19 protein-coding genes and 1 pseudogene are annotated in these 18,157 nt (G+C 65.0%); 11 read left to right on the top strand and 9 right to left on the bottom strand.

Annotated features, from left to right (window positions below):
* Positions 1-4: 4 nt before the first annotated feature.
* Positions 5-1,159: a thiolase family protein gene (locus G6N31_RS15390; RefSeq protein ID WP_098002320.1), complete on the bottom strand. Its 1,155-nt coding sequence runs from the start codon at positions 1,157-1,159 to the stop codon at positions 5-7.
* A gap of 145 nt (positions 1,160-1,304) precedes the next feature.
* Here G6N31_RS15390 and G6N31_RS15385 point away from each other — a divergent pair, with 145 nt between their 5' ends.
* The 3 genes from G6N31_RS15385 to G6N31_RS15375 all read left to right on the top strand — a co-directional run bounded on the left by G6N31_RS15385 (position 1,305) and on the right by G6N31_RS15375 (position 3,993).
* Positions 1,305-2,804 (top strand): class I adenylate-forming enzyme family protein, encoded by a 1,500-nt coding sequence (locus G6N31_RS15385; RefSeq protein WP_098002321.1) that lies wholly within the window; start codon positions 1,305-1,307, stop codon positions 2,802-2,804.
* 11 nt (positions 2,805-2,815) lie between these two features.
* The gene (locus G6N31_RS15380) at positions 2,816-3,118 is read left to right on the top strand and encodes a hypothetical protein (protein WP_069412460.1); all 303 of its coding nucleotides are present in this window, start codon (positions 2,816-2,818) and stop codon (positions 3,116-3,118) included.
* A gap of 371 nt (positions 3,119-3,489) precedes the next feature.
* Complete coding sequence (locus tag G6N31_RS15375) at positions 3,490-3,993, top strand: hypothetical protein (protein ID WP_069412701.1); 504 nt, start codon at positions 3,490-3,492, stop codon at positions 3,991-3,993.
* A 72-nt stretch (positions 3,994-4,065) separates the two neighbouring features.
* Here G6N31_RS15375 and G6N31_RS15370 read toward each other — a convergent pair whose 3' ends face one another.
* Complete coding sequence (locus G6N31_RS15370; RefSeq protein ID WP_098002322.1) at positions 4,066-5,295, bottom strand: amidohydrolase family protein; 1,230 nt, start codon at positions 5,293-5,295, stop codon at positions 4,066-4,068.
* Positions 5,296-5,442: 147 nt separating this feature from the next.
* On the opposite strand from G6N31_RS15370, the gene G6N31_RS15365 reads away from it, so the two are divergent.
* Positions 5,443-6,066, top strand: a complete 624-nt coding sequence (locus G6N31_RS15365) for a TetR/AcrR family transcriptional regulator (protein WP_069412458.1) — start codon at positions 5,443-5,445, stop codon at positions 6,064-6,066.
* 87 nt (positions 6,067-6,153) lie between these two features.
* On the top strand, positions 6,154-6,303 hold the full coding sequence (locus G6N31_RS27055; RefSeq protein WP_165614533.1) for a hypothetical protein: 150 nt from the start codon (positions 6,154-6,156) through the stop codon (positions 6,301-6,303).
* Positions 6,304-6,322: 19 nt separating this feature from the next.
* Here the strand turns inward: G6N31_RS27055 and G6N31_RS15360 are convergent, their stop codons facing one another.
* The 3 genes from G6N31_RS15360 to G6N31_RS15350 form a co-directional block, all read right to left on the bottom strand.
* Positions 6,323-6,748 carry a DinB family protein gene (locus tag G6N31_RS15360; protein ID WP_234815200.1) on the bottom strand — a complete coding sequence of 142 codons (426 nt, stop codon included), beginning with the start codon at positions 6,746-6,748 and terminating at the stop codon, positions 6,323-6,325.
* Between the two features lie 93 nt (positions 6,749-6,841).
* A complete protein-coding gene (locus tag G6N31_RS15355; protein WP_098002324.1) occupies positions 6,842-7,264 on the bottom strand; it encodes a nuclear transport factor 2 family protein in 423 nt (140 codons plus the stop codon).
* A 313-nt stretch (positions 7,265-7,577) separates the two neighbouring features.
* A complete protein-coding gene (locus G6N31_RS15350; protein ID WP_098002325.1) occupies positions 7,578-8,207 on the bottom strand; it encodes a TetR/AcrR family transcriptional regulator in 630 nt (209 codons plus the stop codon).
* Positions 8,208-8,330: 123 nt separating this feature from the next.
* On the opposite strand from G6N31_RS15350, the gene G6N31_RS15345 reads away from it, so the two are divergent.
* From G6N31_RS15345 to G6N31_RS15335, 3 genes and pseudogenes are all read left to right on the top strand, one after another.
* Entirely contained in the window at positions 8,331-9,338 is a 1,008-nt protein-coding gene (locus G6N31_RS15345) for a Rieske 2Fe-2S domain-containing protein (RefSeq protein WP_098002326.1), read from the top strand.
* Positions 9,335-10,394: pseudogene (locus tag G6N31_RS15340) on the top strand (2Fe-2S iron-sulfur cluster-binding protein). The gene G6N31_RS15345 and the pseudogene G6N31_RS15340 overlap by 4 nt, the downstream one beginning before the upstream one ends.
* A complete protein-coding gene (locus tag G6N31_RS15335; protein ID WP_098002327.1) occupies positions 10,394-11,830 on the top strand; it encodes a phosphotransferase in 1,437 nt (478 codons plus the stop codon). The pseudogene G6N31_RS15340 and the gene G6N31_RS15335 overlap by 1 nt, the downstream one beginning before the upstream one ends.
* A gap of 104 nt (positions 11,831-11,934) precedes the next feature.
* Here G6N31_RS15335 and G6N31_RS15330 read toward each other — a convergent pair whose 3' ends face one another.
* Positions 11,935-12,771 (bottom strand): hypothetical protein, encoded by an 837-nt coding sequence (locus G6N31_RS15330; RefSeq protein ID WP_098002328.1) that lies wholly within the window; start codon positions 12,769-12,771, stop codon positions 11,935-11,937.
* A gap of 138 nt (positions 12,772-12,909) precedes the next feature.
* Here G6N31_RS15330 and G6N31_RS15325 point away from each other — a divergent pair, with 138 nt between their 5' ends.
* Entirely contained in the window at positions 12,910-13,569 is a 660-nt protein-coding gene (locus G6N31_RS15325; RefSeq protein ID WP_234815201.1) for a TetR/AcrR family transcriptional regulator, read from the top strand.
* Here the strand turns inward: G6N31_RS15325 and G6N31_RS15320 are convergent.
* From G6N31_RS15320 to G6N31_RS15310, 3 genes are read right to left on the bottom strand one after another with little or no spacing between them, the layout of a single operon-like run.
* Complete coding sequence (locus G6N31_RS15320; protein ID WP_179964189.1) at positions 13,566-14,582, bottom strand: DUF2889 domain-containing protein; 1,017 nt, start codon at positions 14,580-14,582, stop codon at positions 13,566-13,568. The genes G6N31_RS15325 and G6N31_RS15320 overlap by 4 nt on opposite strands.
* A 10-nt stretch (positions 14,583-14,592) precedes the next feature.
* A complete protein-coding gene (locus tag G6N31_RS15315; protein ID WP_069412451.1) occupies positions 14,593-15,021 on the bottom strand; it encodes a Zn-ribbon domain-containing OB-fold protein in 429 nt (142 codons plus the stop codon).
* Between the two features lies 1 nt (position 15,022).
* Positions 15,023-16,210: a thiolase family protein gene (locus G6N31_RS15310; RefSeq protein WP_098002329.1), complete on the bottom strand. Its 1,188-nt coding sequence runs from the start codon at positions 16,208-16,210 to the stop codon at positions 15,023-15,025.
* A gap of 185 nt (positions 16,211-16,395) precedes the next feature.
* On the opposite strand from G6N31_RS15310, the gene G6N31_RS15305 reads away from it, so the two are divergent.
* Both G6N31_RS15305 and G6N31_RS15300 read left to right on the top strand, forming a co-directional pair.
* The gene (locus G6N31_RS15305) at positions 16,396-16,854 is read left to right on the top strand and encodes a MaoC family dehydratase (RefSeq protein WP_069412449.1); all 459 of its coding nucleotides are present in this window, start codon (positions 16,396-16,398) and stop codon (positions 16,852-16,854) included.
* Between the two features lie 101 nt (positions 16,855-16,955).
* Positions 16,956-18,149: a thiolase family protein gene (locus G6N31_RS15300; protein WP_069412448.1), complete on the top strand. Its 1,194-nt coding sequence runs from the start codon at positions 16,956-16,958 to the stop codon at positions 18,147-18,149.
* Positions 18,150-18,157 lie beyond the last annotated feature (8 nt).

Raw genomic sequence — 18,157 nt, 5'->3', positions numbered from 1 at the left:
TCGATTACTTGGAGAGGATGGCGACGGCGGCGGTTCCGGGCGCCCCGTACAGCTGAGCGAGCCCGACCCGCGGATCATTGGGTACCTGGCGGTCACCGGCGGTACCGCGCAGCTGCTGCACGAGCTCGTAGACCTGGCGCAGTCCCGAGGCCCCAACCGGTTCACCATTGGCGATGAGTCCACCATCGGTGTTGATCGGCAGCCGCCCGCCGATCTTGGTGGCCCCGTCGGCGAGCAGTGCCTCCTGCTCACCGTCCTTGCAGAGCCCGGTCTCGGCCATGTGGATGACCTCCGACCCGGAGTCGGTGTCCTGCAACTGTGCGACGTCGACGTCGTCGGGGCCGATGCCGGCCAATTCGTAGGCGGCCTGCGCGGCCTCGGCCGTGGTGCCGGGCCTGATCGGCAGTTCGATCGACGTCCGCAGCAGTTCGTAGGCGCCCTCGCGTCGACTCCGAAGCGCGGTCGAGCGCAGGTAGATCGGGGTATCGGTGTACTGCTTGGCCTTGTCGGCACGGCACACCACCACGGCGGCGGCCCCTTCGTTGGGATTGCAGTACATGTACTGACGCAGCGGCGCGTTCACAACGGGAGAGCTCAGAATCGCGTCGATACTCATGGGCTTGCGGCGCCAGGCATGCGGCGCGAGTTCGCCGTTCTCCATGTTCTTGGCCGCGACGCGGGCCAGTGTCTCCTCGCTGATGCCGTGGTCGTGCATGTACCGCATGATCTTGGTGCCGAAGTAGTGCGTCGTGAGGAACATGCCCTGATCGCCGTACCACTGCGGCAATCCCGAGACCGACGGGTCGGCTCCGAACGCGCCGCGCGGGTGCTTGTCGAGCCCGACGCCGACGGCGATGTCGGCCTCGCCGAGCTGAACGTCACGGGCGGCCAGGGTCAGCAGCGAGTTGCCGGTAGCGCAGCCGCTCAGCGTCGCCCGTGCCGGGATTCCGGTCATCCCCGCCAGCCCGGTCACGGCCTCCGGGTTCGCCACCTCGAGGCTGCCCGCATACAGGCTGCCTACGTCCGACCACGGGACGCCGGCGTCGCGCAACGCCCGGCTGATCGCCACGGCACCCATTTCCAGCGCCGACCGATCCTCGTACCGTCCGAAGGGGTGGATTCCGACGCCGATGATGGCGATCTCGGGCGTGCTGGTCATTGCGTTCCTTTCGGCAAGGCGTCATGTCGTTCCCACCGTCGGCAGGAGTGCGCGTTGACTTGGATGCCTGTAAGCCTATAACTATATAGCTGATTCTGTGACCGGGGTCTAGGATCGCCGTACTCGGAGTAGTGAAGGCAGGGCGTTGAGCATTTCGTTGTTGTTGGAGATGGCGGTCTCGGGCGACCCCGGTCGGGCTGCGTTGGTGGACGGGGACACCCGACTGACGATCGGAGAACTCAGCGCGCTGGCCGATGGCGGTGCGGGGGTGATCGCGGCGTCGGGTGCCGCGCACGTGGTGTACGTCGGCCTGGGCGGCGCGATGCAGCCGCTGCTGATCTTCGCTTCGGCGCGCGCCGCACGCGCGTACACCCCGCTCAATTACCGGTTGAGCACCGACGGTGTCCAGGAGTTGATCGAACGACTACCCGATCCGCTGGTGATCGTCGACAAGCGCTATCGCGACGCCGTCGGCGATGCCGCTGACCGCGTGATCGAGTCCGAGGAGTTCCTCGAGGCGGCGCGCACCGCGGAACCGGCAGCGGAGTTCGCCGACCCCGACGCCGTGGCGATCGTGCTGTTCACCTCGGGCACGACGTCGAAGCCGAAGGCGGTCGAGCTGTCGCACACCAACCTCACCAGCTATATCACCGGCACCGTCGAGTTCGGTTCGGCCGATCCCGACGACGCGGCGCTGATCTGCGTGCCGCCGTACCACATCGCCGGCGTCAACGCGGCGATGTCGAATCTGTACGCCGGCCGCAAGATTGTGTACCTGCCGAACTTCGACGCCCGCGAATGGGTGCGCCTCGTCGCCGACGAGCGGGTGACCACCGCCACCGTGGTGCCGACCATGCTGGACCGCATCGTGACCGCGCTGGAGCAGGAGCCGACCGACCTGCCGACGTTGCGCAACCTGGCCTACGGCGGCTCGAAGGTCGGACTCCCGTTGGTGCGCAAGGCGCTCGACCTGTTGCCGAACGTCGGTTTCGTCAACGCCTATGGCCTGACCGAGACCAGTTCGACCATTGCGGTGTTGACGCCTGACGACCATCGCGACGCGCACGGCAACCCCGACGAGACGATCGCGAAGCGGCTCGGTTCGGTGGGCCAGCCGGTGCCCGGCATCGAGGTGCAGATCCGTGACGAGCACGGCAAGGTGCTCGGAGCGGGGGAGTCGGGCGAACTGTTCGTGCGCGGTGAGCAGGTCTCTGGAAAGTACACCGGGATCGGGTCCGTCTTGGACGACGAGGGCTGGTTCCCGACGAGGGACATCGCCACGCTCGACGAAGCCGGGTATCTGTTCATCAGCGGGCGCTCCGACGACACGATCATTCGCGGCGGCGAGAACATCGCGCCTGCCGAGCTGGAGGACGTGCTCATCGAGCACCCCGACGTGCACGCAGTGGCCGTCGTCGGGGTAGAAGATCCGAATTGGGGGCAGGCTATCGTCGCCGTCGTGGTGCCTGCCACGGGCGTCGACCCCGATCCCGACGAACTGCGCGAGCACGTACGGAAGTTCCTGCGGGGTTCGCGCACTCCCGACCGGGTCGTATTCCGTGACGAGTTGCCGACCAACGCCACCGGCAAGCTGCTTCGTCGCGAGATCGTTGCGGATCTTCGCGACGCGAACGTTGAAAGGTAAAGGAACGTAACATGATCAAGAATGGAACCCGCCTGCAGAGTCAGGTGTGCGACACGCAGGTGATCGTCGTCAAGGCGGCCGAGAGCCTCGACGACCTGCGCTGCGGTGGCTTGCCGATGCTGCCGCTGGACGCCGATCGGCCCGCGGACGCGCAGCTGGATCCGGCGTTCGCCGACGGCAATGCGATGGGTAAGCGCTACGTCGACGCGACCGATGCCGAAGTCCTCGTCACGAAGGCGGGGGCGGGGACTCTGAGTGTCGGTGCCACCGCGCTGGCACTCAAGGAGGCCAAGCCGCTACCGGCCAGCGACTGAGGCGGCCCGCCGGCTGACCACCTGCTGCCGGCACTGGGAACTGCGCGGTATCCCGGTTCTTCGACATCAAGGACACCGAGGGTTGTCCTGTCCCGCCGCCGCCCACTTCGGAGACCTATAGGGGCAAAGGCGGTTCGGGTTGGCGAGGGATCGGTGACCTACCGACCTAGGGGGTGTCGCCGGCCCGCTCGACGAGGGATTGCAGCTCGCGACGGACGATCTTGCCGGTGCTACTGCGGGGGAGTGCGTCGAGCACTGTGATGGTGCGCGGCACCTTGTAATTGGCGAGGTTATCCCGGACGTGGGCATGTCGATCAACTCAACATCTCGGTGAAGCTCATCTGTAGTCCGCGCAAAGAAAGGAAGTGTTCGTGAGAGGTGGACCGTCGATCAAGCACCTCGACGACGTACCAGCTGAGGAGATGCTGCGCTACGAGTTCGCGGATGGTCACACGGCGTCGATCTGGGAGAAGTGGATCGAGCTGACACCGCGCTACTTCGCGTTCTGGAACAAGTGGGATCCGGGTGCAATCTCCTCGCAGCACGGCCACACCGGCGATCACAGCAACTTCATCCTGGCCGGTGAGATTCGTTGTGGCGACATCGTCGCCCGCGCCGGCACGCACATCATGCTGGAGTGGGGTGACGTTTTCGGCCCGTGGGAGGCCGGCCCGCAGGGCTGCGAGCTGTACGGGTTCATCGCCGGCGAGGGCCAGCCGTTCGGCGGTGACACATCCGCCTACGAAGCGCTCCTCCAGGAGCGTGGGGCCCGACCGGTCCCGCTACCGATGCCCAAACGTCTGCCGCCGTGGATTCTTGCCAAACTCGGCAACGGATTCACTTCGTCGGTCACCCAGTGGAGTACGTCGGACTGAGGTCGTCAAACCAACCGCGGAATAGCTTGTATTGGGCTACAAGCTATTCCGCGGCAGAAGTTGATCACTGATTCATGCGTTCGCCAGCGCGGGGGGCTTGACCGCCTCCGGATCGGGGTTGGCCAGCGGGAGTCCCATGAAGCGGCGGGCGTTGTCACCCATGAAGTCGTACGTGCGGCGAACGTCCATGCCTTCGGCGTACTTGAAGTAGCCCTTGGGGGTGGCGAGGCCTTCGGGGTGGGGCCAGTCCGAGCCGAACATGACCTTGTCCCATCCGACGGTCTCGACGACGTCGGCGACCGAGCCCTCCCAGAACGGGCTGACCCAGCAGTTACGGCGGAACACCTCGTGCGGATGCTCTTCGAAGTTCTGCGGCATCTTCTTGTAGGTCATCTCCAGATCATCGAACAGCGGCTTGATCCAAGCACTTCCGTTCTCCACGCTGGCGATGCGCAGCTTCGGGAACCGGGTGAGCGTGCCGTGGCAGATCAGGCTGGTCAGCATGTCGGCGATCTCGCGATGGCCCAGCGCGGTCCACTTGAACGCCGACATCTCGAAGGCGCTGCTGGTGTCGGCGGGTTCCCACTTCTCGATGTACTCCTGCAGCGGGGGTTGGCTGGCATGCAGCACGATCGGCAGCCCGGCCGCCTCGACGTCGCGCCAGAACGGGTCGAACTCCGGCAGCGCGGGGGAGCGCCAACCCTTGTACCCCTTGACCGGTGCGGGCTTGATCAACGCGACCTTGGCGCCGTTCTCGAGAATGTATTCGAGTTCGCGGCGGCCCTCCTCGACGATGCCCAGGTTGATCACCGGTGTCGAGTAGATCCGGTTCTCGTGGTTGAACCCCCAGTGCTCGTGCATCCACTGATTCAGTGAATGGATGATCGCCGCGGTCAGTTCAGGGTCCTCGGCCGAGGAGTGTTCGACCAGGTTGGCCAGGGTGGGGTAGTTGATACACGCTTCGACGCCTTGGCCATTGAGTTCGGCGATGCGGTCCTCGGGGTTGCGCGCCCCTGGCGGGCAGTCGATGCCCCGGCCGGACATCTCGCGCATCGTCAATCCCTCAGGGTTCTGGCCGGAGTAGAACTTTTCGTGCGCACCGGGCGCAGCGACCCGCTCGAAGGTCGGGTTCGGCATGTAATCGGTGATCTTGTTCAAGATCGCGATCCGGGTATGCCGGCCTATCTGGACGAACTGCACGGATTTCTTGTGCTTCTCCGGCAGGAACTTCAGCAGTGCATCCGGGGTCTCGTACATGTGCTGATCGGCGTCGAAGATCGGTGCGTCGGTGAACTGGGTCATCGTTGTGCCTCTCGCTGCTCTACATCGGGCTTGCGTATGAGCCTGGCGCAACTTGACGGTTGTGTCAAGTATTGCCGTGAAGAAGTTCGATAGCTGTCTTCAAGTGCAGTTATTGCGCTTGACGATGTTGTCATATAGCGTCGCCACATGACGGTCGCCTCAAGTGCTCCTGACGCGTCGCCACAGGACGCCACCCGCGGTGAGCGGACCCGCGCGGCAATCCTGAAGGCAAGCCGTCGACTTTTTCTCGAGCGCGGATATGCCGGCACGCCCATCAACGCAATCACCGAGGCTTGCGGTATCTCGCGCGCGGGCTTCTACACGTACTTCAAGGACAAGCGCGAGATCTTCAACGTCCTCGGCCAGACGGCGTATCACGACGTCCTGGCTGTCATCGCCGAATGGGCGGAGGCGGAGGCGCCGTTGAGTCCCGCCGACATTCGGGTGTGGGTGGGCCACTACTTCGACTACATGGATCATCACGGTGCGTTCGTGCTGGCGTCGGCGCACTCCGCCCCTGACGACGATGCGTTTCGAAACTCGCGCAATCGCATGGTGACTCGCGCGTCGTGGAAGTTGGGACAGGCTATCTCCAGGGCCGGCGCCCACTCACCGGACGTCATCGGCGTTGCGGTGATGGGCTTGCTCGACCGGGCCTGGCACACGGTGAATCGGCAGACCGTTGCCGTCGACCGCGACGAAATGATCGCGGTGGTCGCCGAAATGATTACGGCGATGGCGGTTCTCGGCGCGTCGGGATCAGCCGTCTAACCACCGACCGGTGTGGGTAACCGTGGAACCGTAGACGACGCCGGTCCAGCCTCGCGCCGGCTCATTCGGACACCGAAGGAGCACCACATGTCAGGCTTCGATACGAGCCAGCCGATCGCCGACGAGAAGTCGCTCAAGGATATCGACCCCGCCGACAAACGAGGCGCGGCCGCCGCCAGCGACCCCGAATCTGCCGAGTCGGACCAACTCGGCGACGCCACACCGGGCCCTCGCTGACGGGCAAACCCCAGAAGCTCTACGGGTCAAGACCTCCCAGGCGTCGAATGTCACCGAGGTGATGATGGCATTCATGCCAGGCGCTGCGCGCGACGAGCGCAACTGAGATCTCCCGACCGTCGAGCGTCACCGGGTGGTCGGCGGAATCGTCGTCCAACGCAATTAGCGCATCGGCGAGCCGTTGGATCCGTCGCTCGAACTGCGCGAGCAGTTCATGCGGATCGGCGTCGTTGTAGGCGGACTGGGCGACTGACTCGTCCGGGTCCACCGCTGGTATCAGCGGATTGTTTTCGGACAGCGCACACTCGATGAGCCAGCGGTGGAACGCCATCGACTCCCGTAGGTGCCCCAGGTACTCCAGCGGGGACCATACCGTGGCTGCCGGTCTGCGCCGAAGCTCATCACCAGAGATGGCAAGGACGCTGGCGCCGATCGCCTGGGACATCGGTGACAACTCCGTGGCGACGTCCGACGGTAGCGTCTCGGACTGATCGAAACCGCACTCGCGACAGATCTCCTCCATGACCGGATCCTTGGATCAGCTGGCCGGTGCGCTGCCGGTTTTCGCGGTCCACTTTCCGTAGGGGATGTGGTCGGGGATCTCCCAGAAGCTGCGCACGGAGCTGGTGCCGTCGGCGTTGACTCGCCACACATCGACGCTGGGGATGACGAGTGCCTCGCCCTGGTAGGTGCCTTCGTTGTGGCACACGACGACGGCCTCGGATCCGCCGAGGATGATCTGCTCGATGCGAACGGCCGGGTGATTCGGCCCGGTGCGATCCCACAGTTCGGCGGCCAGTTCCCAGCCACGTTTGACCGGTGTTCCGACCGGGTCCTCGAGCGTCGGTTCGCCTGGCGCGGCGTGCTTCCAGTGCTGCAGCCAGCGCTGCTTGTCCTGGTCGTTCCACAATTCATACCAGCGCCGGATGAAGTGCTCGAGATCGGCTCCTGTGATCGTCATTGAAAGTCATGCCTTTCTGGGAGGTTGGGTGTCAAGCACATGTGGCTCAAGGCGTTTGGTGCGATGGATTGAGTAGTTGCGGCAGGACCTGAGTTGCACGGTGACGGTGTCCATTCGGCAATCGCACGAGCGGTTGAGTGGGAAACCGCGCTCTTGAACGTCTCGGCCGGGCCCTCGAAACCGTACATCGGCATCTTCTCGTCGAGTGGTCGGCATCGACGATCGCTGTGCATCGGCCGTCGACCGGGCTTCCGGCCTGTCTCGAGAATGGCTTTCCCAATAATCGGGACATTGTCTGGGAACGCCATTCCCGCTAGTGCCCCACACCAATCGGTGGGGGCTGCACCGCGGGGGCGGACAGCCCCGTCAGGATCAGCGCGACGACCTGGTTGCGCACCTCGTCGAAATCGGTGTCGAGCCGCCCGCGGATGCGGGCTTCGAGGTGACGGACGGCGATCGCGTGGATGGCGAAGGAATCGAGTTCGGGGCGCGCGTTGGGCAGGCTGCCGTCGGCCAGGCCGGCGGCCAACGCCGCGGCCAGCGGCTCGCGGTGCCGCGCGTACGTCGCCTCCAATGCCGCTGCGATACCCGGCGCTCCCGTGACCTCCGTGGACATGAACGCCAAGGCATCGCGGAATCGTGCCTCCTGCCAGCCGATGCTCAGATAGTCCTCGATCCAGGCGATGATTGCCGCTGCTGGCGTGTCGGCGGCAGCGACCGCTTTGCGCAGGTCAGCCAAGATCAGCTCGCCGGCCCACTCCTGCATCGCGATGATCAGGTCGTCCTTGGAGGCGAAGTGCCGGTAGAAGATCCGCCGGTTCACCCCGGCGGTTCGAAGGATGTTCTCGATCGACGTCGTTCCGGTGCTCGAGCCATGACTGATCAACCGGTATGCCGCCCGCAGGATCGCATCCCGTTCCGATTGGTGACCGTCGTCGCTCATGGGGCGGCTCCATTTCCTGGGAATACATTTCCCAAAGTAGCATCATCATTGTTTGGGAACGCCATTCCCGCTAGGGTCGAGAAATAGTGCCGATGGCGTATCCCAATCGATGAAGGAGCAATCGTGAATGGTCTACCCAGCATGCAGCCGACCGGGTGGTTCCAGGTCGCGTGGAGTGCCGACCTGGCCGAGGGCGACGTCATCCCGTTGCGCTACTTCGGCGTCGAACTCGTCGCCTTTCGAGACCTGCAGGGGGCGGTGCACGTACTCAATGCCCACTGCCAGCATCTCGGCGCCAACCTGTCCAAGGGTGGCTGCGTCGTCGAGGACGGTATCCAGTGTCCGTTCCATGGCTGGGTGTGGAACGGGGAGGGCCGCAACGTGCGGATCCCCTACGAGAACCGGCCCAATCGAGGTCGCAAGGTTCGGTCCTGGCCGGTCACCGAACTCAACGAGTCCATCTACATCTGGCACGACGCCGCCGGGCGCGCTCCGATGTGGGAGGTGCCCGACGGACTGCGGGTGCTCGGGGAACACATTCACGATCGGGACTACTTCCCAGTCGGCCCGGAAGCCCGGCTCAAATTCGCCGGAATCCACGTGCATCCGCAAGTCATCGCCGAGAACGCCGTCGATCCGCATCACTTCCGGTTCGTGCACAAGACCCCGATCAGTCCGGTCGTGCTACGGGAGGATACCGACGACGTGACGTGGTCGGCGAAGGTGGGTTTCGGCCGACGGTGGAGTGAGGGCGTCGACCGGCCGGGCGAGACGACCAACACCTTGGAGATCTACTGGTCTGGCCTCGGCATATCGTTCAACGGCGAGCACACCCGCGAGGGCTTTCGCGTCATCGCCATCTGCGCCACTCCCGTCGACGACGACACATCAGACATATTCTCCACGTACTGGATTGACCAGGCCAACGGAAATTACGACGAGCGCCTGACGGTTGCGCAAGCCGCGTTGCCGGACGACATCGCGATTTGGGACAGTCAGGTCTACATGGATCCGCCGGGCCTGACCGCCTCCGAAGCCGCAGGGTTCCGGCAATTGCGCCGTTGGGCGCGTGGCTTTTATCCCGACGCGGAGCCTGCTGAGGCGAAACTCGCGCCATCCGGCGCCCACTGACTAAGCTCAAACACCCAGTGCCAGTTCCGAATTGGACACTCACAGTGGCCGACGTCGTCGCCGAGACCGCCGACGCTGTCACCATCGTGTTCGACCCACCCAATGGTTGCGATGTCGGTTACCGGCCTGGCCAGTTCCTGACGTTGCGAGTGCCGAGCGAGCGGACGGGGTTCGTCGCCCGTTGCTATTCTTTGTGCAGCTCGCCGGACACCGACAAGCGGCTGGCTGTGACGGTGAAGCGTACCGCTGCGGGGTATGCCTCGAATTGGTTGTGCGACAACGTCCGTCCAGGTGATGAGTTTCGAATGCTTGCCTCCGGCCGGCATTTTCAGTCCCGACGACTTGGACAAGGATCTACTGCTGCTTGCCGGCGGCAGCGGCATCACCCCCATGATGTCCATCACCAAGTCCGTGTTGGCCCAGGGGCGCGGGCGAGTGGTGCTCATCTACGCCAACAGGGACCCTGATGCCATCATCTTCGCCGAGGCGCTGCGCGAACTCGTTGCTGAGCATTCTGATCGGCTGACAGTTATCCATTGGCTTGAGAGTGTGCAGGGCCTGCCCAATGACGCGACCCTGACACCACTCCTCGCACCATTCGTGGACCATGACGTTTTCATCTGCGGCCCAGCACCATTCATGAAGAGCGCGCGCAGTGCGATCGAAAGTCTGGGAACACCGCGCACCCAGATCCACATTGAGAACTTTGTTTCACTGTCCGGGGATCCGTTCGTCGGCAGGCCGGTGAGTGTCGATCAAATCGGCGATTCTGCCGATGACCAGCTGACCGCCGAGGTGGTCGTCGAGCTGAACGGTTCGACCCACACGCTGACATGGACACCGAAAGACACCTTGATCGACCTGCTCGTCGACCAGGGGATCGAAGCGCCCTACTCCTGCCGTGAAGGTGATTGCGGCACATGCCAATGCGTTCTGATCGACGGGAAGGTCGAGATGGATACCCACGGCGTGCTCGACGATGACGACATCGCGGACGGCATTGTGCTGGGATGCCAAGCCCGGCCATCCTCTGAGCGCATCAGGATTGAATTCTGATGCCGGTCGACCCCGATAACCGCCGGCGACACAGGACGCTGTCGACGAGGATCGTCGCCAGCGCGGGATCCGCTGCAGCGCAGGCCCGTCGTCAGACGTCGAGCGACGAAGCCGCCATCTCGAGTTGGATCACCCAGCACATGGGTGCGCGCGTCCTAACCGTCACGCGTCAGGCGCGATGGCGCTACGCCTGGTTGGTCGATGCCGAGCGCGACGGCGAGGAATTGCCGTTGGTCGTTCGTGGTGAGCGCGGCGCCGGGATACCCATGCAGTTCCCGTTGCGTCACGAGATGTCACTGCAGCGGGTGATGTCCGAGCAGGGCATTCCGGTCCCCACGGTGTACGGATGGATCGATGAGCTGCCCGCCTACGTGATGGACCGCGTCGACGGCCAACCCGGATTCGAGGGCCTCACCACCGATCAGCGCGACCTCCTGATGCGCGACTACATGGGGCAGCTCGCGAGGCTTCACCGCCTGCCGCTGAAGCCGTTCCTCGAAGCAGGTATCCAGCGGGCCGCGACTCCGGCCGGGATCGGGAGCTACGGCATCGGCCGCTTCGAGGCCGTGTGGCGGGCAGGCAAGAATGCGCCCAACCCGCTGCTGGAGTTCGTCCTGGGTTGGCTGAAGCGAAATCCTGTGGACACCAAGGGGCGTGAGTCGGCCATCGTGTGGGACTCGGGTCAGTTGCACCAGAAGGACGGACAGCTGCGGGCGATCCTCGACGTCGAGGCCGGTCACATCGGCGACCCGATGATGGACCTGGCCGCGCCGAGGATGCGGGACACCGTTCTGCACTTCGGAGACTTCGAGAAGCTGTATCAGGAATACGAGCGGGCCGGCGGCTTCCCCGTCGACATGGACGCAATTCAGTTGCACCACATCGCCTTTGCCCTTACCAATGAACTCGCCTTCCGGAACTCGCTGAACGATCCGCTGCCCGAGTCGGACTACATGACCAACCTGCACTGGTGCAGCGAGACGAACTTGCACGCCATCGAGGCGCTGGGGGAGCGCCTCGGCCTCGAGCTCGAACCGCCGGAGCTCCCCGCGGCGACGGTGACACGGGCCGCTACTGCGCACGATCAACTCGTCGGGATGCTGCGCGGAATCGACACCGACGACGAGTACATCCGGTACCGGTTACGCGGCGCGTTCCGCTTCGCCCGCCACGTGCAGCGGGAAGACGAAGTCGGCGTGGAGTTCACCAACTCCGATCTCGATGACCTCGTCCCGGTGCTCGGCCATCGACCGGCGACGTGGCAGGAAGGTGATGCGGCGCTGGAGCAGTTCGTGCTGGCAGACGGCGGTCGGCACGACGGGCAGCTGTGTCAGTTGTTCTATCGCCGCCAGATCCGGCACAAGAACACGCTCGGCCCACCGGGGTCGGCGATGGTCGCCCACCACACGTGTCAGCCGTTTCCTGCACGCGTGTGACGACTCCGCCCGAGGTCACGGGTGCAGCGAAGTAGTTCGATTGGCCTCCGCCGGTCGGCCGGGTGATCTGATATTCGCTGTACTCCGTCCCTCCCCGGCGTCGATCAGGCTGCGACGGCGTCCTTCTCGGCAGCCAGGGACTGCGTCGGGGTCGACGGCATGACCATCTTGAACCCGACCCAGGCGTACGCGACCGACAGAACCGCTGACACCGTGGCGCACAGGTTGATGATGAGCAGCGAGGTGGTGGAGCTCATGGCCAAGCCGATCGGGACGATCGTGGTCACGCCAACGCCGATGATGAAGCTCGGCACGAGGAGCACGAGGTAGGCGGGGCGCCCACGCACCAGCGCGGTCTTCCTGGCGGCATGGACCAGCAGGGACACCACGAAGATGGCGGCGGTGTTGGAGAAGGCCATCCAGAGGGGGTATCCCCAGACCGCGATGGGCTGCTGCGATCCGTAGTACTGGTAGAGGCCGAGTTGGAGCATCGGCACCTCGAAGAACAACGTGAAGGGGATGGACAAGGCGAACAGGCCCATCCACCGTTTCATGGCAAGGCCGGTCTCGAGGCGGGTGACCAAGTACAGGATCGCCGGGCCCCAGAAGACGGGGTACATGAACAACACCCACAGTGGGATGGTGCCGCTGAAACCGGTCAGCGAGGTCAGTGCGCCTGACCGGTGATAGGTGATGTCGACCATGTAGTCACCGAGAGGCTCGTAGAACACCGCGGCCAGCGCTCCGAGCGTGATCCAGAACATTTCGGAGCGTCCGGTGGTGCGCCACGTCCTGAGGGCGTAGCCGAAGACCAGCGCTGCCAGGATCACTGTGACGGCCAGCATGGAGACCTGCCACGTCATCGATTTGATCAGTTCCGGTGCCGGATCCTTGGGGATGAGATCCGCCCGCGTAGCCAGTTGATCGACGACGCTCAGCATGTCTGCTCTCCTTTGCTGCACTCGTCGTGGACCACAAGAGTTAGTCACATCAGACAAATATCGCGCAGTTGTTGGGTCTACAACACAATAGGTAATTTTGTCGGACAGGAGCAATAGCCGGAGGTAAGCTCCTGACTCGTGACCGCGCACCCGGAGGTGAATCGTGCCGGCGCCTGGGGCGCGGACTTACCGCTGAACGAGGACGAAGCGCGAGAACGACTGCTGGCAGCCGCGGAAGCCTGCTATGCCGACCGTGGACCGACCCGCACCCGCATGAGTGACATCGCCAACAAGGCGGGCGTCAACCGATCCACGGTCTACTACTACTTCCCGAACAAAGACGCGATTCTCGTTTCCTCGTTCGTTCGTGCCCTTGACGGCGTGCTCGCCGCCGCCGACCATTGCTGGCGTACAGACGAGCCTTTCCTCGATCGTCTGGTCGCGGCGTGTCTTGCCGGAAATGCCGCAGCCCGCACATCGCCGATCATCCGACTACTCATTCACAACGACGAAGCGGCGCACACCTACCATGCGGCCGAGCACTCAGACCTGTGGCGTGACAAGCTCGCCGAAGCGCTCGGTCATCGTATCGCCGGCGCTGCGGCGGCCGGGGAAGTGCGCGATGATCTCTCCCCGGACACGTTGGCCCGTTGGGTGACTCGAATCAACTTCAGCCTCATGTCTGAACCTGCGAATCCAGAGGACGGCGGTGAGGAGGGGATTCTCCGCAATCTGCTCGCAGCATCGCTCACACCGCGGACATCGGCGGTCAAGCGTGCGGGGAAGGCGCGGGATTAGGCCGCGCGCATCTGGTCGATCAGCGCCTCGGCGTCGGCGACGCTGCGCAGCAGATCGTTGAGATGGGTGCACGTGCTGGTGCCGAACAACTCCTGCCGAACCCGGAAGTGCAGTTCGCGCAGTGTCATTCCGGCGATCCGCTCGGCGCTGGCCACTGCGCCCGGGCATTCCTGCCAGGGCAGCACTCGCGGAGTGGCGTGTGACTCGAGGATCACTCCGGTGTCGGCGTCGACAGCCGCGGCCAGGGTGTACTCGTGGATGATCGTCTCCACGGCGTCGGTCCGCACATAGGTGTCGCGGAACATGGCGTCGATGCCGATTCGCCCGTCACCGTCGTCGTAGACGTCGATGCGCCGGCGCCGGCGCATGCCGTTCACCGGCAACGGCGGCATCCGGTGCCACGCCCACCGGTCATCACCGCCGTCGAGATCCGGCGCTGCGGGCCCGGTGACCACGGCAGGATCGCCGGTTTCGAAGGAGTTCATCAGGAGGCCGCCGGTGGCAAATCCAGCGCACTGGTCGGCCACCGGTAGGTACCCGGACTGCGCGTAATGCCCCAGCAGGCCTGACGCGGACAGGGCGTGGCCGGAGATCAGTGTCGCCACGGGGACGTCGTCGAGCAGCGTGTAGCGCAGGTCGCGAGCGGCGCGCAGGTCCGGGGCCGCCTTGTCGGCGGCCGCGCGAAAACCGCTCATCGCCGGTGCGCCGGAGAGGTGTGACACCGCATCGACCGGCGGTGTGACTTCGACGTGCCGGACGACGCGGGCGACCAGTTCGATGGTGGCCGACAAACCGGCCTCGCCGAGCACGGTAGCGGTGCCGTCGGGCGCCGTCCGAAGGTCCCTGGCGCGACCGTTGAGGTGCACGGGGTCCAAAGTGCCGTCGTCCCGGGTCATGTCGATCGACGTGGTCCGTCGAGCGGATCCGGGGCGACGCGGCGGATTGCCGGTCGTCGGTTGGTGCACGCCGTGCAGGGGATGAAGCCCGAACGGCGGGCTGCCCAGGTCGGTCACATCGTGGACCCTACGTGGTGGGACGGAACGCGAACGTCACCAGTGACTTGCCGTCGTCGGTCTCGAGCGTCGTGGTGGTCGACACCAGGCGCTGGCCGATCTGCAGCTGCTCGGCGGTCGCGCCGACGATCAGCGACTCCACCAGCACGCCCTCAGCCAACTCGACGAAGCCGACCACGTAAGGCCTGAACGCCTTCGGATCGCGCTTGCCCTTGTATGGCAGCGGCGGCAGGAACTCCTGCGTGGTGTAGGTGTACAGCGTTCCCTCGGTGGACAATTCGATCTTTTCGATGTCGTCCTGGATCTCGGGGTCGCCGTCGAAGAGTTCGGGCCGTTCGGCGGGGAACTTCACCACGCCCGACGACCGCCTGCGGGACGCGAACAGCACCGCGCGCTCGCCGTCCAGCCGGAACAATCCCTCGGTGATCAGTGCGCTCATGTCAGGCCACCTCGATGACCATCGCGGCGCCCATGCCGCCGCCCGCGCACATGGACAGCACGCCGATGCCGCCGCCGCGGCGGCGCAGTTCGTAGATCGCCGAAGTGACCATCCGGGCTCCGGTCGCGGCGATCGGGTGGCCGAGACTGATGCCCGAGCCGTACACGTTGACGATCTCCTCGTTGAGGCCGAGTTCGCGGGCACACGCCACGGCCTGCGCGGCGAACGCCTCGTTGATCTCGAAGAGCGCGACGTCCTCGAGCTTGCGGCCTGACAGTTCCAGCGCCTTCGGGATCGCCTTGATCGGTCCGCTGCCGGTGCGGGTCGGGTCCAGCCCGACCTGCGTCCACGACAGCACGTTGGCAAGCACGTCCTGCGCAGTGTCGGGAGCCGCCAGCGCGACGACCGCCGCGGCGTCGTTGATGCCCGAGGAGTTGCCTGCGGTGACCGAGAAGCCCTCGATCTCCGGGTGCAATACCTTCAATCCGGCGAGGGACTCCATCGAACTACCGCGCCGCGGATGCTCGTCCTCGGCGAAGGTGATCGTGGTCCCGTCTGCCTGGGGAACCTGGATCGGGATGATCTCGTCGGTGAACGATCCGGCGTCGATGGCCTTGACGGCGCGTTGATGGCTACGCAGCGCCCATTCGTCCTGGTCTTGGCGGGTGATCCCGTACTGGACGTTGCAGTTGTGCGCGACGGTGATGGACATGTCCATCGCGGGCGCTTCCGCGGTCGGCGGATGCGATTCGGGGAACCACTGCTCGTAGTCCTCGGGTGACTTGCCCGACGTGAAGGGCTTGCGCTTCTGCATGATCGGTCCGGTGGACAGCGACTCCATGCCGCCGGCGAGGATGGCACGGCTCATGCCGGAGGCGATCTGCCCAGCGCCCACCGCGATGGCGGACAGGCTCGATGCGCACTGTCGATTGACGGCGATCCCGGGAATGTCGACCAGGCCCAGCGCCACGGCGATGTAGCGGGCGCTGTCGCCGCCGCCCTGCATGCTTTCGGCCAGTACCAGGTCGTCGAAGGCGGCCGGATCGAGGCCGGACCGTTCGACGACCGCCGCGACGACGGGCTTGGCCAACTCGATCGCGGGAACGTTGGCGAGGGTGCCTCTGCGTGCCGTCCCGATCGCGGTGCGGGCAGCGGCCACGATCGCTGCGCGGGATGTGGTGGTGGCCATGTATCTCCCAGGGTCGTCGGGCGAGTCGGGCGCGATGCCCGGTGAGCGTCGTCAGTCTATACCGTTAAATAGATAGCGGTATACTTGGTCGCGTCGTGACGTGGGTCAGCGCGGTGACGAGACGTCGAGCGACTCCTCGACCGGTGAGCTCGGAACGCACCTCTTATATCGAAAGGCGGACGTTTATGAAGGTCATCGGATCCATCGAGGAAGCGGAACAAGCGGTCGGAGAAGAGCTTGGTGTCGGTGAGTGGCGGCTGGTGGATCAGCAGATGATCGACGCCTTCGCCGATGTCACCGATGACCACCAATGGATCCATGTCGATGTCGAGCGGGCGAAGGCCGAAAGTCAATACGGTGCCACGATCGCGCACGGATTCCTCACGCTATCCCTGATCCCGACGCTCTCGGCGGACAACTACCGGATTGTCAACTCGAAGATGAGGCTGAACTACGGGCTGAACAAGGTCCGCTTCCTGTCGGCGGTCACGGCGAACAGCCGGATCCGGGCGCGATCCGTACTCGTCGACGTCGCGAAGGCCAACGAGACGACCGCGAACTTGACGATGCGGCACACGGTCGAACTCGAGGGCTCTGAGAAGCCCGCCGCGGTAGTAGACCTCATCGTTCGGGCGATCTTCTGACGTGTTCGACGTCAGACGTATGGTCAAAGCGCCAAACCTATTACTGAACGCACTGGAGGCGAACGGATGACCGACCAGCGACAAGAGAAGCGGGATCGCTTGTGAAGGGTGGTCCGTTCGAGGGCAAAGCGGTGCTGACCGGGGCGGGCAAGTCTCAGGTCGGCCGCCGACTGGGTCGCACCGGGCTGGACCTGACGGTCGAGGCGGTGCTCCGTGCCATCGAGGATGCCGGGCTCAGCGTCGACGACGTCGACGGAATCGCCAGCTACCCGGGACCGGGCGTGCCCGACGCCGGCTTCTCCGGGGCGACGGTGCAGGAGGTCCGTAACGCGTTGGGGTTGCGCTCGCGGTGGTATGTCTCGGCGATGGAGACGGCAGGTCAGATCGGCCCGGCGATCGAGGCGTGCATGGCCGTCAGCCTCGGGTTGGCCAACCACGTCGTGGTGTACCGGTCGGTGTGGGAATCCACCGCCGCGCAGCAGGCCGGCGGCGGCCGCGCCTCGGTGCTGTTCGGTGGCGGCGAACTACCCCCGCACCTTGAGTGGGTGGCCCCGTTCGGGGCCCTGTCAGCGGCGAACTGGCTGGCCATGCCCGCGCAGCGCTATATGCACGACTTCGGCCTGACGCGCCAGCACCTCGGCCGCATTGCGATCAACGCCCGCACCAACGCGGGATTGAACCCGGACGCGGTCTATCGCGAGCCGATGACGATGGACGATTACCTCAGTGCGCGCATGATTTCGGAGCCGCTGTGCCTCTACGACTGCGACGTGCCCTGCGACGGCGCCACCGCGGTCATCGTCTCGCGGCGCGACGCCGCGAAGGGACTGCCCCGGCACCCCCTGACCGTCGAGTCCGTCGGGCCGGGCATGTTCGAGCGCGCCACCTGGGACCAGCGCGCGGACATCACCACGATGGCTGCGCACGATTCGGCGGCGACGCTATGGGAGCACACGACGCTGAAACCGGCCGACGTCGACATGGCCCAGTTGTACGACGGCTTCTCATTCCTGACCGTCATGTGGTTGGAAGCATTGGGCTTCTGCGACCACGGCAAGGTCGGCGAGTTCTTGGGCGACGGTTCGCGCATCGCGCTCGACGGCCCGCTGCCGATCAACACCAGCGGCGGCCAACTCTCCGGCGGGCGTTTGCACGGCATGGGATTCCTGCATGAAGCGTGTGTGCAACTGTGGGGCGAAGGCGGTGAACGGCAGGCCCCCAAGACTCCGGAGGTGGTCGCCGTGGGGGTCGGCGGCGGTCCGGTGGCCGGGTCGATGCTGCTGAGCAGCAGGTAATTTCACGC

The sequence above is a fragment of the Mycolicibacterium duvalii genome, assembly GCF_010726645.1.
GTDB classification, from domain to species: domain Bacteria; phylum Actinomycetota; class Actinomycetes; order Mycobacteriales; family Mycobacteriaceae; genus Mycobacterium; species Mycobacterium duvalii.
This window is presented reverse-complemented; position numbering and strand designations above follow the sequence as displayed.